We start from the raw sequence: 25,032 nt of genomic DNA on the forward strand, positions 1-25,032 counted from the left end.
GTGGCCTCCGATTCGATACGGGCATCAGCCCGCCTCATTTTTTCTCGTACTTTTTGGCCGCTTTGGCAAGCTCGTCGTAGGCTTGCTCCGGGGTAATCTTTTCGAACATGAGCCGGTCTTTAATGTCTTTCTCGTCCTTGCCGAAATCGGTCCATCCCGGCGCCCCCGGATTGAACGTTTGCGAGCTTACGGCCGTTTTGTTGATCATTTCGACCGTCAGCTTGTCGCCTGCGTTAAATTTCGGCTGCAGCAGCGAAACGATTTTGTTCGAGATCGGAACGCCTCTTGTCGTGCCGGCAATTTCCGCCACTTCCGGGTCGTTAATGAACCAGTCGATGAATTTCTTCGCCTCTTCTTTGTACGGAGAATCCTGGCTTACGGAGAAATAAAACGTCGCTTTCAGCCACCCGCCTGGCTGTGCGGCTCTCGGCATCGTCGCAACGCCAATGCTGCCCGGCTTTAATGCATCGAAAGCAGATACTTGCGCCGCGTGCAACCCTTTAAATAACAGTTTGCCGGTGAGGAGCATATCTTGGGTCGGATCCAGATCCTTATCCGCTGACTGGACGTCCGGCGGAGGCACGGCGCCTTTTTTGCGCAAATCCGCAAACTTCTTGGCCCACTCGAGCCAGGTGTCCCGGTCATAGTTAAATTTGCCGTCCTGCGTAATGGGCCACCCTTTTCCTTTGCTTAACTGAAAAGCGGCATACTGCGTCCCGTCGTTGGTCCCGTCCTTAATGACATACTGCCCCTTGCCAAGCTTGGGCTGAATATCCTCAACGAGTTTAAAATATTCGTCCCATGTCCAGCCGTCCTTTATGGGAGGCACGCCCAGCTTTTCCAACGCGGCTTTGTCGTATATCATGCCCCATGCGTTGTTTCCGAGCGGGATTGCTGTCAGCTTCCCGTTGTATTTGCCGGTTTCAAGCAGGTTCGGGTCGATGTCCTTCGTGTTGATGCCGGCGGACAAGTCTGCGAATTGCCCGCGAGCGTTCCAGTCGGCGAGCCAAGGAGCGTCGATTTGCATAATATCCGGGGCGTTTTTCGCCGCCGCTTGCGTCGAGAGCTTGTCCAAATAACCGTCATAACCGGAATATTGCGTTTCGAACGTTACATTCGGATTTTTCTTTGTGTACAAATCGAGAATTTTCAATGTCGCATCGTGCCTGGCCTGCGAGCCCCACCACATGATCCGCAGCTTGATCGCGGAAGCTTTCGGCGTCTTGGCCGAATCCGCGCTCGTCGCGCTGTCTGTTTTCGCCTCGTCCTTAACTCCGATCGAACCGCAGCCTGTTGCGGCAAGAACAACGAGAAGAACGATTGCGGTCCCCATACTCTTTAACAGCTTGCTCACCATTACCCTCTCCTTTAGAAAGCGATTTCAAAACTGCCTGTTCAAACGCAGCTTCACAGAGAAAGCCGCAGCTGCCGCCGGTATTGCTCCGGCGAGCAGCCTTCCTGCTGTTTGACGCCCGGCTGAAATGAGACACGTTCTTAAAGCCGGACAAGTAACACACATCGGTGACGCCGCTCTGAGGCTCCGTTAAAAACCGCAGCTTCGCCTCGTTGAGCCTTCGCTTCAAAATGTATTGAAATACCGTCATCCCCGTCACATCGCGAAACAACCGTACGATGTGATGCCGGTTCAAGTGCAAGTTCTTCTCGAGATGTTCAAGCCGGATCGTTTGCGTCAAATGGCGGTCAATGTAAGACAAAATCGCTTGAATGTGCCTTTCCTTTAGTTGGGATAGCTCGGGCACGCTCCGCAAGGGCTTTTTCATGACGTCGTAAACAAAAAACAGGACATCGAGAAAATGGAGCCGAAAACGCTCCCGCGACGTCGTATCCGGCTTCGCGTAATGGCGCTGCATCATGCCCAGGATCGATTCGAACTCGGCTTTCTCCTCCTCGTTGAGCAGGATCACATAGTTGCCCAGCTTCTCGAACGGCTCCAGCACGTTCGTCGCAAACAGATGCTCCGCCGCCGCACGAACGTAAGACTGGTCAAAATTCATGAGCGTCCGGACGTACGGATACCCGTCGAGACTGCATGGCGTATGCAGGGTCAAGCCGTGCATAAGAATGAGCGTCCCCGGGAACAGCTGATGAATTTTATCGCCGATTAAGTAGTAACCCCGGCCTTCGTGAAAGTAGAAGATTTCATAGTTCGAGTGGGACTGGAACTCTCCGGCCTTTGCCGGGACGCTTTTCAAATATTCGTAGTTCAGCAAGTAAGGCAGCCTCATCGCAAACCCTCCGAAATAGCGATAGTGACGCGTTTCCTTAGAGTCTGTTTCGCTGTCGATGCCGTAACTCCTCTTATGCTTTCGTAAAAGAACCGGACATATCGGCATGCCCGCCGTCGCGCGTTTGTTTCACGTACTTGGAAGAAGCGATCAGCTTCTGCAGATGGCGCTCGAATTCGTCTGCGTCAAGCGGCAGCTCTACGATTCGCCCGGTGAACGACGAGAGCATAATGCCGTTGGCGAGCGTCACCGAACGAATGCCTTCCTTTCCGTGGGCTATCAGGTCCTCCTTTCCGCTCAGCACGGACTCGGCGAACTTTTCAATCACGACACGATGGCCGCTTGGCGCATCGAGGTTTACCGGTACGTCTTCTTCTTGCGCCTCCAGGTTAGCGAAGCCTTGTGCCGTTTCTTTCAAATGCTTCAAAATGGACATCGGCGTCCGGTACAGCTTCAGGCTCCCCGGTTCGAACAGAAGGCGCCCGTTCTCGCCGACGATCTCGAGGCGGTTCGTCCCCGGCGTCTCTGCCGTCGTGACGATAAAGTGGCCGACCATCCCGTTCTCATGCTCGAAATAGGCGGTTACTTCGTCCTCGACCTCGATGTCGTGGTATTTGCCGATATTGGCATGGCCGCTGATGCGCTGCGGCAAGCCGAACACCCACTGGTAAAAATCCAAGTTATGCGGACATTGGTTCGTCAAAATGCCGCCGCCCTCCCCGGCCCATGTCGCCCGCCAATCGCCGCTGTCGTAGTACGCCTGCGACCGGAACCAGGCGGTATTGATCCATGTCGCTCTCATCAGCCGGCCAAGCTCGCCGCTCGCGACAATTTCTTTAATTTTTTTGTAATAGGGAAGGGTGCGCTCCTGGAACATGAGCGCGAAGATCAGCTCGGGCTTCTTTGCTTTGGCCGCTTCGTACGCGGCAATCATGTCGTTGCCGTCGCCCACGTGAACCGCTATCGGTTTCTCGCAGAGCACGTGCAGCCCCCGCGAGAACGCTTCCATAGCGACATCCTTGTGCCCATAGTGCGGAACCCCGATGATGACGGCCTCGAGACCGGAGCGATCGAACATATCCTTGTAGTCGTAATAAGCGGTTGTACCGTTGTCTGCGGCGAACTGGTCGGCTCTGTTCCGCACAACATCGCATATGCCTACCAGTTCCACGTTATCCAGTTCCTTCACGATTCTTAAATGCGTCTTTCCGATGTTTCCGAGCCCTACCAGGCCAAGTTTCAATTTGCGGCCACTCATCGTATGCTGCCTCCTTCGAAGTTCGTTAGTTCCACTCGATCTGTTTGTCTTTAAGCAGCTGCTGCAGCGCCTTGGCGGCAATGGCAAACCGCTCCGGATTGCTCGCTTCGGGGTAAGCCTTGTGCAGATGCGGCTCGATCGACAAGAAGCCGGAAAACGACGACTCCCGCAGACGGTCGATCAGCTCAGCGATTTGCCCGTCGCCTCTGCCGGCTTCCACGAACATTTCTTTGCCCATATCGGCATCTTTCATATGGACATAAGCGATATAAGGCGCCAGTTTGCCGTACGCCTGACTGACCGGGGCCACGTTCTCGAGAACGAGTTCCGGGATCGAAAGCGAGCTGCAGGGCCGGAGAGCCGACCGTCCGCACGATGTCCAGCACCCGGTCGTCATTGTCGCCGTACAAACCGCCCCGGTCGTTTTCCAAAACCAGCGTCACGCCGCCTTGTTCGGCTTGCCGGGCAAGCTGCTCCATACGGCCGATCACCTCGTCCCGGTATTGCGCCGGATCTTCGCCTTGCGGGACATAGTACGAAAACACCCGTATGTAAGACGCGCCAAGTCGATTCGCGAGCTCGATCGCCCGGTTCATCGCTTGCTGCTGCGGAGCAAACGGTTCGCGAATCGGATATTTGCCGATCGGCGAGGCGATGCTGGAAACGGCGCAGCCCGATTCCGACAAGAGTCTGCTCACTTTGGCTACGTCACCGTCAGTCAATTCCAGCACATTTTGGCCCCAAATCCCCCGCAGCTCCAAGTGCCGAATGCCGAGCTTCTTCAATTCCTCCAGCTGCACGCTCAAATCGTGCGAAATCTCGTCCGCAAAGCCGGTTAACGTAAACACGCCATCGTTTCATCCTTTCGGAAGAAGTATATATTCTTTTTCTATCATAAAGCGGTTTCCGGCTAGGGCGGTATTGCCGGATGGGCGAAATTTGCATTGCCATTTTGCTGAAATTGACTTCTTGCGACGGCTGCATTTCGGGCAGTCTCATGAAAAATGTCGCTTTGTCGGATCAGGACAAAGCGGTATTTTATAAGTATTGTGCGAGCGTTGCGGCTCTAAGCAGCGGCGGCCCGGTGTACGGCTTACTTCGGGTTCCGGTTTAAATTAAGATGATTAGCATGGGCAAAAGCGGATTCAAATATAAGAGAAATTCATATGCTACTTTAAAAGAATCATTCATCTGAGAGAAGATGAGCAAGCAGCAGACGCGGGGCGCATAAGATTTTCTCATATCAGCGCGAGCTGCACTACGCCGAGACTTGTATCAGATATGCGGACCGGGAGGTAGGTAGAATGGCTAAAGGTTTTGATTGCGCTACACCGTTGACAACGGCCACAGCGACACAGTTCAAAAGTGACGGGTATGACTTCGTATGCCGCTACCTCGTACCAGACAGTTGGAAGGCGTTGACGAAAGCAGAAGTGGATGCAATCAGTGCAGCGGGACTACAGATCGTCTCCGTATTCGAGACAAGCGCCGGCCGGGCACTCGGCGGCCGTGCTGCTGGGTTAGAGGATGGCGCAACTGCTTTGCAAGTTGCGTAGGCAGTTGGCCAACCGGAAGAAAGCGCGATATACTTTGCTGTTGATTTTGATGCTACTGCAGAGCAGATGCCAACTGTAATTGAATACATCCAGGCAGCTGCAGAAGCAACGCCAAACTATTCAACGGGCGTCTATGGTCCCTATGCAGTTGTTGAAGCTGTACGAGCTGCCGGCGCATGCTCAAGGTTCTGGCAGACATACGCATGGAGCGGAGGTAATAAGTCGGACGCACTAAATATTTATCAATATCAGAACGATATTACTTCTAACGGGATTGATATCGATTTGGATGAATCCTACGGAATGGAAGGATGGTGGAATATAAGGTTAAGTATAGACGATGCGAATAAGATCATTGCCTTTTTATCAGCGGCCTACTTTGCGACGAATGTACCCGAAGCACAGGCGGAATTTCATCGATTGGCGAACGAACTGCGTAAGGCATCGGGGCAACCGACAACTTAATGAGGGTAAAAGTTCATCACTCCGCTGGCTTTGGCTGGCGCAAGTATAATGATTTTACCTGTTTGAAGGGATTCGTCTTTATTTCTCCTCAATAAAAATATGCTACGTGGACGCGGGGCCACATTCAGCGGGCACAATTATCGATTTCCGTTCGAAGACCAGCCCTCCTTCCCTGGGAAATCAAACCTGACCTGACGGTCACCGCCGTAAATGAACATGGTTCGATCTCCGTTTGCATTTTACAGAGTCGAGGGGGCGCCAGCTCAGCAAAACTGCAATCCACGCCAAAAAGAGAGCCGCCTCTTTGCGATGCGGCTCCCTATGCCCCTTTGCCGCAGACGCCGCAATCGTGGACGAAAGACGGAAGCAATATGCCGCCTTATGGAATGGTCCTTCGCCGCCGTGCCGGGACGCGCTTATACGCCTGCTCCGTCAAGAAAAATGCCGGAATTGCGGCAGCCACTCCCGGTTCGCCGCGAACATGTCGTCGACCATCGACTTGATTTCGGCCAGGCTGAGCACGGCGGAAGTGAGCGGGTCGAAGCAGATGGCATGGAAAATTTTGCGCGGATCGCCCGTTAAAGCGCCTTCGACAGCCAGCTCCTCGCACCTCGCGCTCGTATTGACAAGAACGGCCAACTGGTCCGGCAGCGCGCCGACATGAATCGGGCTCAGCCCTCGCTTCGAGGCCAATACCGGCACTTCGACGCAGCAGCCTTGAGGCAAATTGTCGATCAGGCCGAAGTTGCGCACGTTGCCGTTGAACTCGAACAGCGTTCCGTCGCCGATCGTCGCGTTGAAAATGGAGGAGGCGTACTCCTCCCCTCGCCGCAAATCGATCGGACTGTCCCGCCACTCCTCCAGCTGCTCCTGCCAGCGGCTGCGCCTGCTCTCCGCGCGCTTGACCGTGTACGCATATTCCCCCGGATTCCAGCCGGTGCCGTGCGTGCAGTACTTCTCAATCAGATCGGGCCGTTTACGGAACCACGCGTTATATTCGGAGTTGTGGCCGCTCGATTCCGTCACATAGTAGTCGAGGTGCAGAAACATCTCGTTGCGGACTTGCTCTTCGTTGTAAATTTCCGGCCTGCTGACGACCGCCTCGCGAATGAGCGGGTAGGCGTCCTTGCCGTTCCATTTGTAATCCAAATAGAACGCCTGATGATTGATCCCTGCGCAGCGGTACGTAATTTCTTCCATCGGCGCTCCAATCCAGCGGGCCAGCATCGCTGCGGTGCCTTGCACGCTGTGGCAAAGCCCCGTCACCTGCACGCTCGATTCGCTCTGCATCGCCCTGCACAGCATCGCCATCGGGTTCGTGTAATTCAAAAATATCGCGTCGGGGCAGTATCGCTCGATATCTCGGCAAATGTCCAGCATGACGGGAACCGTGCGCAGAAAGCGGAATATCCCCGCCGGCCCGCGCGTATCGCCGATATTAATGTCGACGCCGTACCGCTTCGGTATTTCCAAATCGTAGCGCCATACGTCCAAATCGCCGGCTAAAATGGTGCACACGACCCCGTCCGCTCCGGACAGCGCTTCGATGCGGTCGGTCGTCGCAACGACCGCTGCCCGGTATCCGCCGGCGGCGATGATGTTGTCTACCGCGCTCTTCGCATAGCCGAGCCGCTCGGGATTGATGTCCATCAAGGCGATCGTACAGTCCGCGAAAGCGGGGAACGTCAGCAAATCGCGGACGAGGTTTTTCGTAAAGACGAGACTGCCTGCGCCGATAAAAGCGATTTTCTTCATCTCGCGAATTCTCCTCCCAACAAAGTATCGGGTTCCCGGAAAGCAGCCCTACAGCTTGCCCAGACTGAGGCCGCCATCGACCGTCAGCTGCTGCCCGGTAATTTGCTCCGCCCAATCGGACGCGATGAAGGCGACGGCGTCGGCAATGTCGGCCCCGGTCTGCATGCGCCCCATCGGCATGCGCCGATTGGCGTGCTGCAGCTGCTCGGCGTCTTCGCCCAAAGCCCGCAAACGCGCCAGCTCCCCCTCCGAGGCGACCCACCCGGGATGCACGCAGTTCACCCGGATACTGTGCGGGGCGAGCGTTGCCGCCAGATTGCGGGTCAAGGTAACGAGCCCGCCTTTGGAGATCGCATAAGCGAGCGTATCGGGCGCCCCTTTCGACGCGTGCAGCGAACCGATATTGACGATGCAGCCCCGCCCACGCCGGATCATGCCGGCAGCGGCGGCCCGGCACGCCAAGTACGCCCCTTTCAGATTGACGCCCATGACGCGGTCCCAGAACGCTTCCTCCATTTCAAACGGATCGGAGCGCGGAAAAATGCCGGCGTTGTTGACGAGCACGTCGATGCCGCCGAACTCTTGCTCGGCGTACGCGACCATGCTGCGCACGTCCGCCTCCCGCGAAACGTCGCAGCGGACGAAGCGCGCCGCGTAACCCGCTTGCCGCCAGCCGGCGGCGGTATGCTCCCCGCGCTCATCCGCATCGGCGGCGACGGCTGCCGCTCCGAGCCGAAGGAAACGCTCGGCGATCGCCGCGCCGATTCCTTGCGCAGCGCCGGTAACGACGACCGTCCGCCCGGTAAAATCGATCGCCTCCTTCATCGCGGTTCCCTCCGCAGCCCCAGCTCGTATTCCCCTTGCAGCTCCGCCTGCTCGTAAGCGACCCGGGGGATTTGCGTCGCCAGCTTGCCGCCGCTCACATCGATCATCGTGCCGGTAATATAGGAGGCGAAATCGGAAGCGAGGAAGCAGATCAAATGGGCCACTTCCCGCTTCTCCCCCCAGCGCCGCAGCGTCAAAGTGTCGAGCAAACGCTCCTGCCGCTGCGCCGGAAGCTCGGCGAAGCCGTTCATCGCGGTCGGGATCATGCCCGGCGCGTAGCAATTGACCGTTATGTTCCACGGCCCGAGCTCGCCTGCGAGCACCCGGGTGAACTGCTCTACGCCCGCTTTTGAGGAAGCATAGGCGGCGCCGCCGTAGCTCGGCACGATAGCCGCGAACGACGCCGCATTGATAATGCGCCCCGACCGCTGCCGCTTCATGACCGGCACGACCGCCTTGCACATCAGGAACGTGCCTTTCAGATTGACGTCAAGGTTCAAATCCCATACGTCCTCGCGCAGCGTTTCCACTGTTCCGCCGCTCGCTACGCCGGCGTTGTTGACGAGAATGTCGATTCGCCCGCAATCTTGCTCCACCTGCCGCACGATCCGTTCGATTTGCGTATAATCCCGCACGTCGCACGGGTAATAAGCTCCGGTTAACCGTTCGCTCACAAACCCTTCATACGCGTCCTTCAAGTCGGACTCGTTAACGTCCGTCATTACGGTGGCAACGCCTTCGCGGGCGAGCGTCATGGCAATTTCGCGGCCGATTCCCCGCCCTGCGCCGGTGACGATGGCCACTTTCCCATGCAGATCGATATGCATAGCAACTAGCGCCTCCCTCTCATGGATTGCGTCTATAGGCTATAGCGTCAGCAATATTTTGGCAACGCGGCCCGGGCCGGAAATGAGCCGCTCGAAGCACGCGCGTCCTTCTTCCAGAGGTGCGTGAATCGTCCAGGGCAGCAGCCGGACCCGGCCTTCCCCGATCCATTGCAGCGCCGTCTCAAAGTCGTCCGTATGGTAGGCGAACGCTCCCGTCACCTGCGTTTCGCTGCGTACGAGAAGATTGAGCGGAAGGCTGCTCTCCTCCTCATGCAGCCCGGTGAACACGACCCGCCCGCCAGGCTTCACGAATTCCACGCAAGCCCGCCGCGTTGCCCCGGCACCGACGGCGTCGACGGCGGCGTCGAACTTATCCCCGCCGGCGAGCGCCTGCACGCTCATCCCTGCGGCGGCGCCAAGCTCCGCAGCGATGCTCAGCCGCTCATCGTTCAGGTCGGCGACCGCCACGTGACGCAAGCCGTACGCCTGAGCCGCCTGCAGCGTCAACAGCCCGATAGGCCCGGCCCCCATAATGAGCAGCCGGTCGGTCGGCCGCAGCTTCAGCTTACGGCAAACGTGGACGGCGCATGCGAACGGCTCGGCAAACGCCCCCTCGTCGAAGGAGACATGGTCTTCGAGCCGATGCACATTGGTTGCAGGCACTGCAACATATTCAGCGAACGCTCCAGGCCGGTGAGCTCCGGCCAGCTGCCGCCCGGCGCAAAGCTGCGCGGCGCCGTTCGTGCAAGCGCGGCATTTGCCGCACGAGACAAGCGGGTTCGCCGTCACCCGGTCGCCCGGGCTGAGCGCCGCGCTTTCGCACCCGCTGCCCAGGCGCTCGACAACGCCGGAAAATTCGTGCCCCATAATGAGAGGAGGTTTGCGCAGCGAGTTGTGGCCCAAATAGCCGCTTAATTCCGAGCCGCAAATGCCTGCCCGTTCGACCTGGATCAAGACTTCCCCCTCTCCCGGCTCCGGCGCCTCCGCTTCCCGGACGTTCATGATCCGCGGTCCTTCGTACACGAGCGCCCTCACCCTTGTCCCTCCCTCTTCTCCCAGCCTTGCTTGAACAGCGGTATCCAGTAGCCGGGATCGTACGGATGCTTCGCAATTTGTTCCAAATTGAGCTCGACGCCGATGCCCGGACGCTCCGGCGGCCGCAGGAAGCCGCGTTCGACTTTGAGCGGCGGCTGCAGCACTTCTTCTTCCCACGGCTCGTTGAATTCATCGAACATTTCATGCAAGTAAAAGTTCGGCGAAGCCATGTTCAAATGGGCGCAAACGACGGAGCAAACCGGCCCCTGCGCGCTGTGCGGCGCGATGACGCCGTTATGGGCGTGAACCATGCCGATAATTTGCTTGGCTGCCGAAATGCCGAGGAACTGCGGCTCCAGCTGAATAATGTGAACCGCGTCGTGCTTCAGCAGCTCCGCAAACTGCTCGCGGCAGTAGTAATCTTCGCCGCAGGCGATCGGCACGGGACTCCGCTTCGCCACCTCGACGACCGAGGAAATGCGCTGCGGCGGCACCGGCGCTTCGAACCAGGCCGGCTTGTACGGGGCCATCGCTTCCGCAAACTGCAGCGCCGTATGGACGCTGAAGCGGTTGTGCCCCTCGATCAGGATGTCTACCTCGTCCCCGACCGCTTCCCGCACGGCGGCAATAATCTCGATAGCCGTCTGAAAATCTTTCCGCTCCACGGTCCGCCAAGCGTTCCCGAACGGATCGAATTTGAGCGCCGTGTAGCCTCTGGCGACGACCTCCTTCGCCTTGTCGTGAAACATTTGCGGCTCGCGCGGCCCCCTGTACCATCCGTTCGCGTAGCAGCGCAGCTTGTCGTGGCACTTGCCGCCAAGCAACTTGTAGAGCGGCTGCCCGGCCGCTTTCCCGATAATGTCCCAGCAGGCGGTTTCGACCGCGGCCAGCGCCGAGCCTTGAATTTGACCGCCGTCGGAATAGACGTCGCGGATCATTTTCAGGGCGATCGTCTCCACGTCGTGCGGGTCCATGCCGATATACAAATGCTTCAGCTCGTGGATGGCCGCTTCCACCGTCTTCGCAAACCCGTTGAGCGTTCCTTCGCCGATGCCGGTTACGCCTTCGTCCGTGTGCAGCTTGACGAACAGCCAATTTTTCCATGGATTTCCGCATATGAACGTCTCCACATCCGTAATTTTCATGCCTCGCCAAAACCTCCTTCGGCCGTTAATCTGCCTAAAATTTCGCTTGTTCCATCTTGCGGTAATCCGACGGATAGCTGCCGAACGTTTCGGTAAACAGTCTCGTGAAATGGCGGGTGCTGTAGTAGCCGACCCGCTCGGCGATTTGCTTGACTTGCAAATTCGTTCCCAGCAGCAGCTCCTTCGCTTTGTACATCCGAATTCGCGTCAAATATTTGACGAACGTCACGCCCGTTTTTTTCTGGAACGCGGCGCTCAAATGATTGACAGAAACGCCCAGATTCAAAGCGATTTGCCCGATTCCGATATCGTCCATGTAGTGTTTGTCGACGAAGCGGATCACTTGCTCGGCGAGGTCGGACGCGGCCGATTCCTTGCTGCATTGGCCGCGCAGCATCTTTTCCCCGTGCCGGCGAAGCGCCTCGATCACGGCCGCGCGCGGCGCGTCTTCCCGCACATCCAGCCCTACGGCGGCGCGCAAAAACGGAACGATGCCGGCGCCTTTCCCTTCTGCGCCCGGACCCGACCAGCCGTATGTACGCAGCGATAATTCGAAGGCGTTCACCGCCTGCTGATAGTGGAGGTACAGCCCGTTTTTCAAATGATCGGCGATGTCGCATAAGCTGCGGGCCGTTTCCGCCGCGCCCGGGACGGCGGCCTGCCGTTCGAGTTCAGCGTACGTCAGGCTGCGGCCGATGCCGCATAACGCGCGGAGCGGCGCCCACTGCTGCAAATCGCGAAGCTGCTCGCCGAGCGCTTCGAAGCCGCCGCATGGCTCGCTCTGCACGATCGTAATGGCTGCTTTTGCGCTGCCGTAACGGGCGGCGGCATCGACGGCGAAGCCGGCATATTCGTCGACTCGCCGCTTCCCTTCCGGCCCTAGACTCGGGTCCCACACCGCAATGAGCGCAAGCTGGCCGTCCCCAAGCGCCGTCAACGCCACATGCATGCCGTATGCCAAGTAGCCAGGCAGCGTCTCCCGCAGCATCCCGTAAAACCCGCTCTCCAGCGCAGCGATACGCTCGAGCGGCAATTCGGCGTCCAGCGCAAACAGCCAGCCGATAAAGCGGCCGCGGTAAAACAAGCTGTCGCGCTGTTCCGTTTGAAGGGAAGTCAAATTGTTGCACAAGGCGAACACGCTGCAGGCAAATTGCTCGTTCATAAGCGAAATATAGTCCTTGTTGTCCTTGTAAATGTTGAGCAGCACCCGCTCCAGTTCGTCGGGATCGACCGGCTTCAGCAAGTAGTCCGAAGCGCCCAGCTTGACGGCCTGCTGCGCATAAGCAAAATCCGAAAATCCGCTCAAAATGACCCAATGCGTGCAGGGGGACCGTTCTTTGCCGAGACGTATGGCGTCTAGTCCGTCCAGCTTCGGCATACGGATATCGACAATGGCGATATTCGGTTTGTGCTCTTCGACAAGCGCCAGCAGCTCTTCGCCGTCAGCCGCTTCTCCGACGATGTTCCACGGGGCTTCCATCTCCTTGATCATGCTTTTGAGACTGATCCGGGCCAAGTGCTCGTCATCGGCAATGAGCAGCTTCAATTACATTCACTTCCTTCAGCGGAATGGAGATCGTCACCGTCGTCCCTTCCTGGGTGGCGGATTCGATGCGCAGCACCGCGTCCTCGTAAGCGTAGCGCAGCCGCTCCCGCACATTGCTTATGCCTACGCCTGCCATCGCTTTGTCCGGGTCATAACCCGTACCATTGTCGCTAATCCGAATGTCCAGCACCGCCCCCGCATCGCCAGCGGACCGCCGCAGGCGCGCCCGTATCGTCAACCGGCACGGCCGGCCGCAAGGCTCGATGCCGTGGATAATGGCGTTTTCCACAATGGGCTGGATGAGCAGCTTCGGCACCGGAATGCGCTCCGCTTCCGGATCGAGCGCGATATCCAGCTCCATTTTGTGCGCGAACCGCATGCGCTGCAGCTCCCCGTATTTGGCGATAAAATCGAACTCCTCCTTCAGCTGCACTTCGTCGTTTTGCTCCAGCGTATAGCGCAGCATGCCGCTTAATGACAAAATGGCCCGCTCGAGCAGCCGGCTTTGGCCGGAACGATTGAGGCCGATAAACCCGTTTAGCGTGTTGTACAGAAAATGCGGCTGAATTTGCGACTGCAGCGCCCGGAACTCCGCGTTGCGGCGGCCGAGGGCGGCGCGGAACTCGCGGTCGATCAGCTCCCTGAGGTGCAGGATCATCGTGTTCAGGCTGCTGCCGAGCTGGGCCATCTCGTCGCCCCCGCGGACCGGATACAAAGTATCCAAATGCCCGCGCTGAATCCGTTTCATCACCTGGATCATCTGTTTGCACGGCTTGACCATCCAATGCGATACAGCGAAATAAAGCAGCAAGGCGATAACCAAGCCGAAGCCCGCGAACAAAAATCCTACCCCATATATACGTTGGAGCTCTTTCTTTATTATCGATTCGGGAAAGAGCACGACGATCCGCCAGTTCGAGCGGCTGACCGTTTCCGCCACAACGGAATAGCTTTCGTTCTTCTCTTTGACCAAACGATTGTCCGCAGCCAGCTGGCTTTGCGCGGAGGCCGACAGAGCGTGGCTCGCATAAATCAGCTTCCTCTTGTCGTCCATAATTGCCGCAAGCGATCCGTCCTTCAGCCGGATTCCGCGCATCATTCGCTCCAGCGCAACGGTGTCCGCATCCGCCATGATGACGCCGAGCGGGCGGCGCGTATCGGGGTCTTTTAATAAGGCGGGCAACGGAGAACACTTCGGCGCCGCCGCCTTCCAAATAATTTTGCGGGTGAACGCTGATGAAGGCGACTTTCCCGTCGGCCTCCAAGGCGCGGATATACCAATCCTGTTTCTCGAACTGATAGCCTTGCACAGCTCCATTGACATAACTGGCGGGAGAAGTAATATAGACGGATCCGTCCATGGGAAGAAGAATGGTGCCCAGGATGTCTTTGCGCGTATTTCGCAAAAATTTGGGCAGCGTGCTGGAAAGCGCCTGCTCCGCCTCATACTTCTCGAAATCGGTCAACAGCCCCCAGCGGGCGGAAGATTTTAACTTGAGTGCCCGCATGACATCGTCGTTCAAATACGGCGTAACCGTCATTCGGTCCAAATCGTCCAAATACGTTTCGATTCCGAATGTAAGCGCCGTCAACGTATCTTCCATCTGCGAGGATTCCTGGCTCACAATCGTTTTCTGGTAGTAGGAGGGCATCGCAACGACAATGACGACGACAGGGAAGACGATCGTCGCCAGAAACAGCAGCGTAAGCTTGAACCGGATCGACTTCCGCATCGCGTCTCCCCTCCGTCCGACCTCCGTCTTTACTTTATTTTACCGATTCGCCGTTGTTTCCATTACTGCAGTCTTTTCAGCCTGCCGAGAAAGATCGGCTGCGCTGCGGACCTAAGAATGCGGGTCTCCGGCTTCGCCGCACTCGTGTTCCCTGAATGATGAAACCACGGTTGGAACACGAGTTCACAGACGCACGCTGCGCTCCAAGGCCTACATTCCCATCCTCCGCTCCGCCTTTCTCGGGCAGCCTGGGCACGGCGGCTCGCTTCACCCTTTCACTGCGCCTGCCGAAAGCCCGGTAATAAAGTAACGCTGCAGGAACAAATAGAGGACGGTCATCGGGAGCGCGCCCATAAAGGAGCCTGCGGCGACCCACCCGATCATGTTGCTGTCTTCGGCGAAAAAGCTGGAAAGGGCGACGGTAACGGTTCTCAATTCCGGTTTCTGCAAAAAGAACAGCGAGAACTGAAAATCGTTCCAAATCGAAACGCCGTGCAAAATAATGACGGTCGCCGTGATCGGCATCAAAAGCGGCAAAATGATTCGGTAAAACAACCCGAACTGTCCCGCGCCGTCGATCATCGCCGACTCGTCAAGCTCGCGCGGAATGGTGCCGATAAACCCGGTGTATAAAAAGATCGTCATCGGCAAGTGGAACGTAACATGCAGCAAAATAATGCCCCAATACCGGTTCATGCCGCCAAGATCGACGACGAATTTATAGAGCGGCACCAAGCTCGTCAAAGGCGGCACGATTAATGCGGATACGAACAGCATGTAGACGAATTTATTCCACCTTGTTTGCCGGCGGGACAACGGGTAGGCCGCGATGGAACCGAGAATGACAATGAACGTTATGGCAACCAGCGCGACGATGATGTTATTTTTAAAAGCCGTCGCCAATCTGGCATGCTCCCAGGCGTTGATGAAATTGTCGAGGTACAAATAACCGGGCATGATCCATTTGGAACTCAAGTCGTCCATGGCCTTAAACGAGGTAGTGACCAATATATAAAATGGCAAAATATGAACGAGACAGATGGCCAGAGACGGGATGACGGTCAGCTTTTTTCCGCTCAGCTTCATGCGGAAACCTCCCTCCTTCGCAGGAAAATCAGAGAGATCATGCTGACGGCGGAAATCATCACAAACATGAGAATGCCGACGGTAGCCGCGTAACCGGCATCTTCCCGCCCGAAGTACAGCAAATAAATGAGGGTGGACAGCGACGCCGACGCATAGCCGGGGCCGCTGTTGGTCAGTGCCGCGATGACGTCGAACAGCTTCAGGCCGCCGATCAGATTGAGAACCATGCTGACGGTGAAGGCCGGGGCGAGCAGCGGCCAAGTGACGTGGGCGAATCGCGAGAACGGGCCGGCGCCGTCGATGGTGGCCGCCTCGTAGTAATCTTTCGGGATCGTTTGCAAGCCTGCCAAAAACAGGACCATCGCAATACCCAAATATTGGTACGTGTTTACAAACGTAATGATCCATACGTTGATATTCGGGTCGCCGAGCAAGTTCACGGGCTTATCCTGGAACAGAAGCAAAATATCGTTGATGGCGCCGCCCTGATACTGGAAAAAGAAGTACCAAATATAGCCCATAATGAGGGAACTGATAATGACCGGCAAATATATGATCGTTCTGACCAGCCCTCGGATGCGGATATTCATGTTTAAATACAGAGCGTAAAGCAGTCCGATGATGTTTTGAAAAATCGAGCTTCCGACGCCATAAATCACGGTATTTCTAATAATTTTGCCGATATCGGGGTCGTTCGCCAGTCTCGCGTAGTTTCTAAAGCCCACCCACTTGTAATCCTGATTGTAGCCGTTCCAGTTCGTAAACGAAATTTGGATGCCTTTAAGAAATGGATAAAAAATGAATACGATAAACAGGATGAGCGCCGGCAAGTAAAGCAGATTCAGCATAGTTCCTTTGCGGATAAACCGCTTCGTATAACCGGAAATCGACCGTTTCGTCCGGCTGTCCGGCACGGATAATGTGTTTGTTTCCGCCAAATGCCGCACCTCCCGATTCGCCGCTTATTTGTTGCGGAGACGCTCGTATTCCTGCTTCATTTTTTCGGAGAATTGCTGGGGCGTGACCGTTCCGGCGAGGAGCGAGGTGCCCGTCTTGCACATCACGTCCCACATGCCGTTCGGGAGGTAGACCCGGTCAAAGTACGGGAATACGCGATTGCCTGCATATTTGCTGTAGTATTCGGAGAACTCGTGCTTGGAGCCAACATCCTTAAGTCCCGGAGGAATCTTGGTCGCGTTGGCCATCTTCTCCATATTTTCCGTCTTGGCGAAGAAGTCGATCAGCTTCTTCGATTCGGCCAGGTGCTTTCCGTCTTTCCATGCCCCCATCGTATACCGTTCGCCGCCGGAGAAAGTCGGCTCGTCGCCGGGTGCGACGGAAGGGATCGGCATAATCCCGACTTTCACGTTAGGATTGATTTTATGGACGTCGTCCGCCCACGAAGGAGCTCCCGTAATAAAGGCGATTTTGCCCTGGGCGAACCGCTGCGGGACATCGCTTCGTTTTGCGGTAAGCACATCGGTATTGATGTATCCTTTATTTTTCATATCCAGCAGCTTTTGCGCGAGCGGCGTCCATTTGTTCCAATCGAACTTGCCGTCGAGCAAGTTTTGCGCATCGTTCTCTTTCGTGCTGATATAGTGCGGCGTCGCGTATAAATCGAGAAATCCGCCGATCATGCCGTTGTCGATCCCGGACATAAAGAACGGGTCGATCTCTCCCTTGCTTTGCGTCTTGATCTTTTCGGCTGCCGCCATCAGCTCGTCGAACGTTTTCGGAACGTCGATGTTGTATTTTTGCAAGATGTCGGCATTGTAGGAAATGCCGTCCTTCGCTTCGCTCATGACCAGGGCGTACACCTTGCCGTCCTTGTCCGTGACAACGTTTTTCACCGTATCCGTCTGCTTGGAAGCCCAAGGCTGGTCTCTCAGATCGGCCAAATATTTGCCGTAGCGGATAATCGCCCAGCCGTGAGTATCGAACACGTCCGGCAAATCGTTGGCGGCCATCTTGACTTTCAGGATGTTTTCATATTCCGTGCCCGGGAATTGAAAATCCACTTGAATGTTCGGATTTTCCTTCATAAAGTCGCCGGCAATGCCTTTCATAACGTCTTGAATCGCTGTGGTGCTGACCGTGCTGTATACGGTGAGACGGATTTTGTCCCCGCCGGAGCTGCCGCCCGCTTTGGCGGTATCGTCTTTTTTAGCCCCGGCGTCGGCAGGCGGCGCTGCTGCGCTGCTCCCGTTCGAGCCGGCTCCTTGCGTCGGCCGCTGCGAACAGCCCATAAGTACGATGGAGAATGCCATGATGACGGTCAATGCTGTAATAACCGCTTTTCTCATGTTACCTATCCTCCCTTTGACGATTCGGAAGCTTTGCTTCTCCCCTTCATGCTAGCATAATTGGCAACGCTTACAAATGGTTGAAATCCACTTTCAAAGCGCTATTTTCCACTTATCATAAACACGGTGTGCGGGCAATACGATTAAATGAAGGCTTGAGGCCGGGGAGGGGCTTGTACGTGTCGGACAATTACGGGCCGGAGATGCAGAACAAGCTCAATATGGAATACGCCATTCCGCGGCCGTTGCGTTTGCCGGTAAGCCCGGAAGAATGGCAGCTTCGCGCCCGCGCCTGTCTCGCCCCCGGAACGTACGATTATTTGGCTGGCGCGGCCGGAAGCGAAGACGCGAAAATAAGGGATGAAGAAGCCTTTCGGCAATGGCGCATCGTTCCCCGGTTTTTGCAAGACGTTGCGAAAAGAGACCTTTCGGTTAAGGTGCTCGGGGTGACGTTTCCTGCCCCTGTCCTGCTCGCTCCTATAGGAAGGCAAGCGCTCTTTCATCCCGAAGCGGAGGCGGCTTCCGCCCGCGCGGCCGCCTCTCTGGGCGTGCCTTTTATTCTCGGCACGGAATCGTCGCGCTCGATAGAAGAAGTCGCCGCGGTTATGGGAGATGCCGTTCGCTGGTTCCAGCTCTACCCGCCGAAAAGCTTCGAGGTGGCGGAAAGCTTCATAAGAAGGGCGGAAGCGTCCGGCTACTCGGCTATCGTCATTACGGTAGACCGGCCGTTGGAAGGCTGGCAGGAACCGGATTTGCGCAACGCCTATTTTCCGATCATGTTTCCGCATGCCGTCACCAACTTTATTACCGATCCAGTATTCATGGCCGGCATTCCGAAGCGTTATTATGCCGATCACTCGTACATATTAAACGAAGTGTTTCGCATTTTTTACAATCCGGCGTTTACCTGGCGCGGGCTCAGCCGGCTTCGGAACATCACCCGCCTTCCGATTTTACTCAAAGGGATTCTCCATCCGGTCGATGCGGAACAGGCTCTCGCTGCCGGTGCGGACGGCATTGTCGTATCCAACCATAGCGGGAGGCAGCTGGACGGAACGATCTCTGCGCTCGAAGCGCTGCCATCCGTCTGTGAACGCATCCGCGGGCGCATTCCCGTGCTGATGGACAGCGGGATCCGGCGCGGTGCCGATGTGATGAAAGCTTTGGCGCTGGGCGCCTCGGCTGTGCTTGTAGGGAGACTGTACGTTTACGCTTTGTCTGTTGCGGGAGAAGTGGGGGTAACACGGGTGGTAAGCGACCTGATCGCCGAACTTGATATATCGATGGCCAATGCCGGCATATGCTCCGTCTCCGGCCTGAACAGTTCTTTGCTGGTACGTTCCACATAACGGAAGGAGGAACGCGGATGAACGGCTCCGATTTCGAGCAAGTCGCTCTGTACGAGCACCGGTTCTGGCTGCAAATTATGGGCGACCACGCCAGATTCATATACCGTTCTCTCGCCCCGGTCGAAATGGCCAACATCGCGCATGCGCATCGTTTTATGCAAATATTCGATCATTTGCTGGAGCAGGCGCGCGGACAGTTAGCCTCGGACGGCATCGTTCAGCTCAGCCGGCAAGCGCAGCACTATACGGGCGAGCTGCGGCAGTTCAAGCTTGATTTGTTAAGAAAGCTGCTCTTTGGCGAAGTCGCCGTGGGGCTGAGCGAAACGTTTTTCAATCATATGGTCAACGAGCTCGACGAATATTTGCGCATTCTCGGTTTTCTGGTTCAAGGCCGGATGGCCCCTCAGGAGCATCCGCTTCACCATCATCTGCTGTGGGTATCCGACGCCTCGGCGCATGCGGCGATCATATCCGCCAATCTCGACGTGACCGAGAAACAATTGAAGCACAAAGGAGAGCGCTTCGAGACGCATTTCGGGCACTTCTATATGAAGGCGGTCGAGCTGGCCGGCTACTTGCGCGCTCATCTGAACGATTTTCCCGCATTGCGCCGCTTTCATCGCGATGTCGGGCTGGAATTGGTCATTTTCCAAGATTTTTTGAAGGAACTGGAAGAGCTCTCCGTCCGGCATGAACTGTTAGGCATCATTTCGCCTCTGATGGCCGATCATATGGCGCGCGAAGAATGCTACTATCTCCGCAAGCTTGCCGAATCGACCGGCGCCGCGCCTCCGCCCTGCGACCCTGGCGAGCCGCGTGCCTCCGAGCTTTAAAGTCTTTCCGCTTTCCGCGTCAGCGGTTATTCCCGTCGACATACCGGCCATACTGCGGAACGGCAATCCGGTCGAAATCGCGAGCCAGCCGCTGTAATCCGTTCGCCAGCATGTCGCCCGACACAGGCGCTCCGTGGCCGGTCACAGCGACAGCCGGCTTCAATTGCTCCAATTTCTTCACCGATTCCCCGGCTGCTAGCCAATCCGGCGTAAAATATACGGGAGGCCCGCTGATTTCCGGCTCTTGCGTAAGCACCTTATACAGCGAGTCCTGCTTGACGGCAACAAACGCATCGCCCGCGATAAGTGCCCGGTCCGCATCTCGGAATAAAGAAATGTGTCCGGGCGTATGGCCTGGCGTATGAATCCAGCGAAAACCCGGCAATTGCGGTATGCTCCCGTCCGGCGGAAGCGGGGCGACACGGCTTCCCAAGTTGACGGGTTCGTTCGGGAAAAATCCGGACAACTTGGCGACCATACCGCCTTCGACAGTCGGATCCGGTTCGGGATAACGCCTTACGCCGATCAGGAAAGGCAGCTCCAATTCATGCGCGTACACGGGTACGTTCCAATGGAGCACCAAATCGATAATAGCTCCGACATGGTCAAAATGGCCGTGCGTCAAGACGATAGCCTTGGGACGGCTGTTTGCGCCGAAACGCTCTTCGGCAACAGAAACGATTTCGTCCGCCGATTCGGGCATGCCTGCGTCAACCAAAACAAAATCGTTCGTATCGGGATTTCCGAGCAAACAAATATTCACAATTTGCACCGTATGGCAGTACAAGTCGGGCAGCACTTCCAAGCCGCGGCCGCTGCTTATGGAAGTTGCGGGAATAAATTTGTAATCGCTTCCGTACAACATATCTTTGTCCATGTTCGAAACCATAACCTCCGTCTGTAGACTGGCAACGTTAGGTTTCCAAAGTTTGGACAAAGCTATGCAACGGAAAACCGGCCTTCAGCTCTCGCCGGTTCCGAACCTTTTCGCCGATCTGGCGCGGGCGCGCTCAATTTCGGTCTCGCGATTACGGGGCTCGGCGTTCGTGACGAGCGAATCCATCAGCTTGCGGGCGGCCGCAGCCACCTCCTCGACAGCGCGATTGAACGCCTCCTCGTTCGCTTTGGACGGTTTGGTGAAGCCCGACAGCTTTCTCACGAATTGGAGCGAAGCCGCCGTTACTTCGTCATCGGAAGCCGGCGGATCGAAGTTAAAGAGCGTCTTAATGCTGCGGCACATGGCGTCCTCCTTGGTTAGTTGGTATTGTTGTTTCATGATACCATGGCCGTTATTTGGCCAGCAACGCCTTCACCCGGGACACGATTTGTTCCGCCGTAAATCCGTACTCGCGGATCAGTACCGCAGCCGGGGCGGAAGCTCCGAAGCGGTCGATGCCCATGACGGCCCCGCGCGTGCCCGCGTAGCGGTGCCATCCTTGCGTGGAGCCCATTTCAACCGTGAGCGTTGCCGGTGCGTCGGGAAGTATGACCGAATCTTTGTAGGCTTGCGGCTGATTGTCGAACAATTCCCAGCTCGGCATACTAATGACGCGGGTAGGCGTCCCCTGTTCCTCCAGCTGCTTTTGAGCGTTGAGCGCCAGCTGAACTTCGGAGCCTGTGGCGATAATTTGCGCTTGCGGTTTGCCGTTTTTCGCGTCGGACAACACATATGCGCCTCTCGCCACTCCGTCGAACGCCCATGCGGAGCTTCCCGCCAGAATGGGCAACGCCTGGCGCGACAAAATGAGCGCGCACGGACCGGATTGATGCCGCATCGCATACTGCCAAGCCGCGCTCGTCTCGTTGGCATCGGCGGGCCGAATGACGGTCATGCCCGGAATGCAGCGCAGCGCGGCCAACTGCTCGATCGGCTCGTGCGTGGGTCCGTCTTTGCCGACGGCGATGCTGTCGTGGGTAAAAATATAAGTGACCGGCAGCTTCATGAGCGCCGCCAAGCGGATGGAAGGGCGCAAGTAATCGGAAAATACGAAAAACGTTGCGACGAACGCCCGCACTCCCCGGTGCAGCACCATGCCGTTGGCAGCCGCCCCCATAGCAAACTCCCGCACACCGAAAAAAATGTTTCGCCCGCTGTAATCGTCTTTCGAGAAGCGGCCGGACATTCTCATTCCCGTCTTCGTTGACGTTTCCAAGTCCGCCGAACCGCCGATGAGAAAAGGCACGTTCGCTGCGATAGCATTCAGTGCGTTCTCCGATGCGACCCGGGTAGCGACCTGCTTGTCGTGCTGTTGATACAGCGGAAGGTCCGCATCCCAGCCATCCGGCAATACGCCGCTGATTGCTGTGTCAAACTGTTTGGCCAACTCCGGATGGGCTTGCTGGTAAGCTTGAAGCAAGCTGTTCCAGGCGTCTTCCTTCGCCTGCCCTTGCTTTCGCAGCTCAGCAAAATGCGCCTTCACGTCGTCAGGTACGAAGAAATGGGGCTCAGCCGGCCAACCGTAAGCCTGCTTGGTGAGCACCGCTTCTTCTGCGCCGAGGGGCGCTCCGTGCGAACCGTGTTCGCCGGCTTTACCGCTCTTGTTCGGGCTTCCATAGCCAATGTCGTTTTGACCTCAATGAGCGACGGCCGATCGTCGTTCTGCGCCGCAGCGATCGCTTTGCCGATTTGCTCCAGGTCGTTGCCGTCCGCCACCAATTGCACGTGCCAGTTATAGCTTTCAAAACGCTTCTGCACATCGTCGGAAAACGACATGCTGAGGTCGCCGTCCAATGAAATATCGTTGGAATCGTACAAAACGATCAATTTACCAAGCTTCAGATGTCCGGCCAACGATGCGGCTTCCGCCGTGATCCCCTCCATCATGTCCCCGTCCCCGCAAATGGCATACGTATAATGGTCCATGACGGCAAAGCCGTCGCGATTATACGTTGCCGCCATATGGGCTTCCGCAAGCGCCATGCCGACAGCCATTCCGAACCCTTGGCCCAAGGGGCCGGTAGTGGCATCAACGCCCGGCGTATGGCCGTATTCGGGATGCCCCGGCGTCAGACTGCCCCATTGGCGGAAGTTTTGCAGCTCCTCCAAAGAAAGCCCGTATCCGAATAAGTGCAGCAAGCTGTACAGCAGCATGGAACCGTGTCCTGCCGAAAGAACGAACCGGTCTCTGTTGATCCAATCCGGGTTAGCCGGATTATGCTTCATAAAGAGGGACCACAGCACGTAAGCCATTGGCGCCGCCCCCATCGGCATGCCCGGGTGTCCGGAATTCGCTTTGTTCACCGCATCGATAGCCAGCGTTCGGATCGTCGTTACAGCTTTGCGCTCAAGCTCTTTGTTCATCATTGTCCTGGGTCAGGCTCCCTTCCATGAATGCTTATCAAATTTTGTTAACCCGATTATAATGAGAAAAGAGCTATTAATGAAATCGATATTACATATACCAGCTATAGATGAGGGATATAATGATTGCCAATCTGGAGTTATATCGCGCTTTTTATTGGACGGCCAGGGAGCAAAGCTTGTCCAGAGCGGCGGAACGCTTGTTTATTACACAGCCCAGCGTAAGCCACGCCATCAAGCAGCTGGAAAACGAGCTGGCGGTCACCTTGTTTCATCGCGGCGCCAAAGGAGTGCGGCTGACGGAGGAAGGCCAGCTGCTCTACACTCAGGTCGAGCAGGCGTTTTATTTGCTCGAAGCGGGAGAACGGCAGCTGGCGGAAATCAAAAATTTGATGCGCGGCGAACTGAGACTGGGGAGCAGCGACTCGCTGTGCAAATATTACTTGCTTCCGGCGCTAGGCCGCTTCTGCAACGACTATCCGCAAATTCGCCTCGACTTGATGCATGGGACGACTCCGGAAATTATCCGTTATGTGAAGGAAGGACGAATCGATTTCGGCATTGTCCGCCTCCCTGTCCAAGACGATGCGGTAATCGTTCATGAATCGATCGCGGTCCAAGACAGCTTCGTCGCCGGGCCCCGCTTTTTTCATTTGACGCAAGCCGAAATCCCGCTCCGCGAGCTGGTCCAATACCCGCTCATTTTGTTCTCGAAAACGAGCAGCTCCCGCAAATTCGTACACGAATTCGCGCTGTCGCACGGCGTTCGCATCGAACCGGAAATCGAGCTCGCCAGCGTCGACTTATTGATTGAATTTGCCAAAGCCGGCCTCGGCATTTCCTTCGTCACGAAACAGTTCGTCCAGGCGGAATTGGAGCGCGGCACACTCGCCGAAGTGAAGCTGGCGGAACCGATTCCTCCGCGCAAAATAGGCGTTGCCGTTTTGAAAAACCGCCGCCTTACTCCGGCGACAACAACGTTTTTGCGGCAGTATTTGCACGTCGAGCCTGGCGAGGCGCGCAGCTGAGTCGGGCGCTAAGCTGTATAAAAAAATCGCATGCTGCCATAAGGCGCATCCGATTGTGTCGTATCGCTCTGTTAAGAAAGATTTATTTTGTTGTAAATGCAATAAAAATATTATAATATTCATTAAAAGTATTGGTTAGTAAAAGAAATCGATGGAGTTGCATATATGAAGGAAATCCTTCGTGAAATTGGAATGATTGCCAGGGCATTAGATTCTATAAGCAATATAGAATTTAAAGAATATGACCTTACAAAAGGGCAGTATTTGTACCTTGTCCGAATATGTGAAAACCCGGGAATCATTCAAGAAAAGTTAGCAGAAATGATTAAAGTAGACCGGACAACCGCAGCTCGTGCAATAAAAAAACTTGAAATCAATGGCTTTATCGAAAAGAAAGATGATGAACATAACAAAAAAATAAATAAACTCTTTCCAACTGAAAAAGGGAAACATGTATTTCCTTTTATAAAAAGAGAAAATGATCATTCGAATAGTGTCGCATTATCAGGATTTTCCGAAAGAGAAGCGGAAACCATTTTTCGTCTTCTTCAAAGAGTTAGAAAAAATATAGAAATTGATTGGGAATTTGTAAAAAAGGGAAATAAGAGAAATTATTGATTTTATATAAAGGAGCTATATTGTTTCCGCTAATACGTAATGTCCAAAAACTGACGGTAATGGTTGTCCGAATCCTGACCGATATAATGACCAGAACATCAATCCAGGGAAAGGAAAAGA

25 protein-coding genes and 2 pseudogenes are annotated in these 25,032 nt (G+C 55.9%); 8 read left to right on the top strand and 19 right to left on the bottom strand.

All coding sequences use genetic code 11. From position 1 onward, the window contains the following. Positions 1-34: 34 nt before the first annotated feature. The 5 genes from SD70_RS10260 to SD70_RS10275 all read right to left on the bottom strand — a co-directional run bounded on the left by SD70_RS10260 (position 35) and on the right by SD70_RS10275 (position 4,352). Positions 35-1,357 (bottom strand): ABC transporter substrate-binding protein, encoded by a 1,323-nt coding sequence (locus SD70_RS10260; protein ID WP_052487257.1) that lies wholly within the window; start codon positions 1,355-1,357, stop codon positions 35-37. Then, complete coding sequence (locus SD70_RS10265) at positions 1,269-2,246, bottom strand: helix-turn-helix domain-containing protein (RefSeq protein ID WP_052487258.1); 978 nt, start codon at positions 2,244-2,246, stop codon at positions 1,269-1,271. The genes SD70_RS10260 and SD70_RS10265 overlap by 89 nt, the downstream gene beginning before the upstream one ends. A 73-nt stretch (positions 2,247-2,319) precedes the next feature. Further along, a complete protein-coding gene (locus SD70_RS10270; RefSeq protein ID WP_041047467.1) occupies positions 2,320-3,504 on the bottom strand; it encodes a Gfo/Idh/MocA family protein in 1,185 nt (394 codons plus the stop codon). Positions 3,505-3,529: 25 nt separating this feature from the next. After that, positions 3,530-3,724 carry a hypothetical protein gene (locus SD70_RS33150; RefSeq protein ID WP_197080982.1) on the bottom strand — a complete coding sequence of 65 codons (195 nt, stop codon included), beginning with the start codon at positions 3,722-3,724 and terminating at the stop codon, positions 3,530-3,532. Then, on the bottom strand, positions 3,690-4,352 hold the full coding sequence (locus SD70_RS10275) for a sugar phosphate isomerase/epimerase family protein (protein ID WP_052487260.1): 663 nt from the start codon (positions 4,350-4,352) through the stop codon (positions 3,690-3,692). Before SD70_RS10275 ends, SD70_RS33150 begins: the two co-directional genes overlap by 35 nt. Positions 4,353-4,432: 80 nt before the next feature. On the opposite strand from SD70_RS10275, the gene SD70_RS10280 reads away from it, so the two are divergent. Beyond that, positions 4,433-4,618, top strand: coding sequence for a hypothetical protein (locus tag SD70_RS10280; RefSeq protein ID WP_041047468.1), 186 nt, complete (start codon positions 4,433-4,435; stop codon positions 4,616-4,618). A 190-nt stretch (positions 4,619-4,808) separates the two neighbouring features. Beyond that, positions 4,809-5,525 (top strand): annotated as a pseudogene (locus SD70_RS37865) (DUF1906 domain-containing protein). A 432-nt stretch (positions 5,526-5,957) separates the two neighbouring features. Here the strand turns inward: SD70_RS37865 and melA are convergent. The 7 genes from melA to SD70_RS10320 are packed head-to-tail and all read right to left on the bottom strand — an operon-like array spanning position 5,958 to position 13,841. Then, entirely contained in the window at positions 5,958-7,280 is a 1,323-nt protein-coding gene (gene melA, locus SD70_RS10290) for an alpha-galactosidase (RefSeq protein ID WP_041047469.1), read from the bottom strand. A gap of 48 nt (positions 7,281-7,328) precedes the next feature. Then, complete coding sequence (locus tag SD70_RS10295) at positions 7,329-8,105, bottom strand: SDR family NAD(P)-dependent oxidoreductase (protein WP_041047470.1); 777 nt, start codon at positions 8,103-8,105, stop codon at positions 7,329-7,331. After that, the gene (locus SD70_RS10300; RefSeq protein ID WP_052487261.1) at positions 8,102-8,932 is read right to left on the bottom strand and encodes an SDR family NAD(P)-dependent oxidoreductase; all 831 of its coding nucleotides are present in this window, start codon (positions 8,930-8,932) and stop codon (positions 8,102-8,104) included. Before SD70_RS10300 ends, SD70_RS10295 begins: the two co-directional genes overlap by 4 nt. A gap of 39 nt (positions 8,933-8,971) precedes the next feature. After that, positions 8,972-9,967 carry an alcohol dehydrogenase catalytic domain-containing protein gene (locus SD70_RS10305; protein ID WP_041047471.1) on the bottom strand — a complete coding sequence of 332 codons (996 nt, stop codon included), beginning with the start codon at positions 9,965-9,967 and terminating at the stop codon, positions 8,972-8,974. After that, a complete protein-coding gene (locus tag SD70_RS10310) occupies positions 9,964-11,112 on the bottom strand; it encodes a mandelate racemase/muconate lactonizing enzyme family protein (RefSeq protein WP_041047472.1) in 1,149 nt (382 codons plus the stop codon). The genes SD70_RS10305 and SD70_RS10310 overlap by 4 nt, the downstream gene beginning before the upstream one ends. A gap of 34 nt (positions 11,113-11,146) precedes the next feature. Next, on the bottom strand, positions 11,147-12,658 hold the full coding sequence (locus tag SD70_RS33155; RefSeq protein WP_052487262.1) for a response regulator transcription factor: 1,512 nt from the start codon (positions 12,656-12,658) through the stop codon (positions 11,147-11,149). Further along, a complete protein-coding gene (locus tag SD70_RS10320) occupies positions 12,636-13,841 on the bottom strand; it encodes a sensor histidine kinase (protein ID WP_197080983.1) in 1,206 nt (401 codons plus the stop codon). The genes SD70_RS33155 and SD70_RS10320 overlap by 23 nt, the downstream gene beginning before the upstream one ends. Before the next feature lie 200 nt (positions 13,842-14,041). Between SD70_RS10320 and SD70_RS36870 the strand changes: the two genes are divergently transcribed. Beyond that, complete coding sequence (locus SD70_RS36870; protein ID WP_197080984.1) at positions 14,042-14,299, top strand: hypothetical protein; 258 nt, start codon at positions 14,042-14,044, stop codon at positions 14,297-14,299. Between the two features lie 21 nt (positions 14,300-14,320). Beyond that, positions 14,321-14,506 carry a hypothetical protein gene (locus SD70_RS10330; protein ID WP_041047475.1) on the top strand — a complete coding sequence of 62 codons (186 nt, stop codon included), beginning with the start codon at positions 14,321-14,323 and terminating at the stop codon, positions 14,504-14,506. Positions 14,507-14,658: 152 nt separating this feature from the next. Here the strand turns inward: SD70_RS10330 and SD70_RS10335 are convergent, their stop codons facing one another. From SD70_RS10335 to SD70_RS10345, 3 genes are all read right to left on the bottom strand, one after another. Continuing rightward, entirely contained in the window at positions 14,659-15,477 is an 819-nt protein-coding gene (locus tag SD70_RS10335; RefSeq protein ID WP_041047476.1) for a carbohydrate ABC transporter permease, read from the bottom strand. Continuing rightward, the gene (locus SD70_RS10340; protein ID WP_082053250.1) at positions 15,474-16,325 is read right to left on the bottom strand and encodes a carbohydrate ABC transporter permease; all 852 of its coding nucleotides are present in this window, start codon (positions 16,323-16,325) and stop codon (positions 15,474-15,476) included. Before SD70_RS10340 ends, SD70_RS10335 begins: the two co-directional genes overlap by 4 nt. 114 nt (positions 16,326-16,439) lie before the next feature. After that, positions 16,440-17,783, bottom strand: coding sequence for an ABC transporter substrate-binding protein (locus tag SD70_RS10345; protein ID WP_041047477.1), 1,344 nt, complete (start codon positions 17,781-17,783; stop codon positions 16,440-16,442). A 179-nt stretch (positions 17,784-17,962) separates the two neighbouring features. Here SD70_RS10345 and SD70_RS10350 point away from each other — a divergent pair, with 179 nt between their 5' ends. Both SD70_RS10350 and SD70_RS10355 read left to right on the top strand, forming a co-directional pair. Next, positions 17,963-19,132 (top strand): alpha-hydroxy-acid oxidizing protein, encoded by a 1,170-nt coding sequence (locus SD70_RS10350; protein ID WP_231571142.1) that lies wholly within the window; start codon positions 17,963-17,965, stop codon positions 19,130-19,132. A gap of 17 nt (positions 19,133-19,149) precedes the next feature. After that, positions 19,150-19,965 carry a DUF2935 domain-containing protein gene (locus tag SD70_RS10355; RefSeq protein ID WP_041047478.1) on the top strand — a complete coding sequence of 272 codons (816 nt, stop codon included), beginning with the start codon at positions 19,150-19,152 and terminating at the stop codon, positions 19,963-19,965. Positions 19,966-19,984: 19 nt separating this feature from the next. Here the strand turns inward: SD70_RS10355 and SD70_RS10360 are convergent, their stop codons facing one another. The 4 genes and pseudogenes from SD70_RS10360 to tkt form a co-directional block, all read right to left on the bottom strand. Further along, positions 19,985-20,842: an MBL fold metallo-hydrolase gene (locus SD70_RS10360; protein ID WP_041047510.1), complete on the bottom strand. Its 858-nt coding sequence runs from the start codon at positions 20,840-20,842 to the stop codon at positions 19,985-19,987. A gap of 84 nt (positions 20,843-20,926) precedes the next feature. Beyond that, entirely contained in the window at positions 20,927-21,205 is a 279-nt protein-coding gene (locus tag SD70_RS10365) for a DUF2277 domain-containing protein (RefSeq protein WP_041047479.1), read from the bottom strand. A gap of 49 nt (positions 21,206-21,254) precedes the next feature. After that, positions 21,255-21,740: a transketolase-like TK C-terminal-containing protein gene (locus SD70_RS40285; protein ID WP_394297951.1), complete on the bottom strand. Its 486-nt coding sequence runs from the start codon at positions 21,738-21,740 to the stop codon at positions 21,255-21,257. Positions 21,741-21,746: 6 nt separating this feature from the next. Further along, positions 21,747-23,269, bottom strand: a pseudogene (gene tkt / locus SD70_RS10370) (transketolase); the annotation flags it as partial. Between the two features lie 119 nt (positions 23,270-23,388). Between tkt and SD70_RS10375 the strand changes: the two are divergent. Both SD70_RS10375 and SD70_RS10380 read left to right on the top strand, forming a co-directional pair. Continuing rightward, complete coding sequence (locus SD70_RS10375) at positions 23,389-24,294, top strand: LysR family transcriptional regulator (RefSeq protein ID WP_197080985.1); 906 nt, start codon at positions 23,389-23,391, stop codon at positions 24,292-24,294. A gap of 165 nt (positions 24,295-24,459) precedes the next feature. Beyond that, positions 24,460-24,912, top strand: a complete 453-nt coding sequence (locus tag SD70_RS10380) for a MarR family winged helix-turn-helix transcriptional regulator (RefSeq protein WP_041047480.1) — start codon at positions 24,460-24,462, stop codon at positions 24,910-24,912. Positions 24,913-25,032: the final 120 nt, after the last annotated feature.

Source organism: Gordoniibacillus kamchatkensis (assembly GCF_000829455.1).
GTDB classification, from domain to species: domain Bacteria; phylum Bacillota; class Bacilli; order Paenibacillales; family NBRC-103111; genus Gordoniibacillus; species Gordoniibacillus kamchatkensis.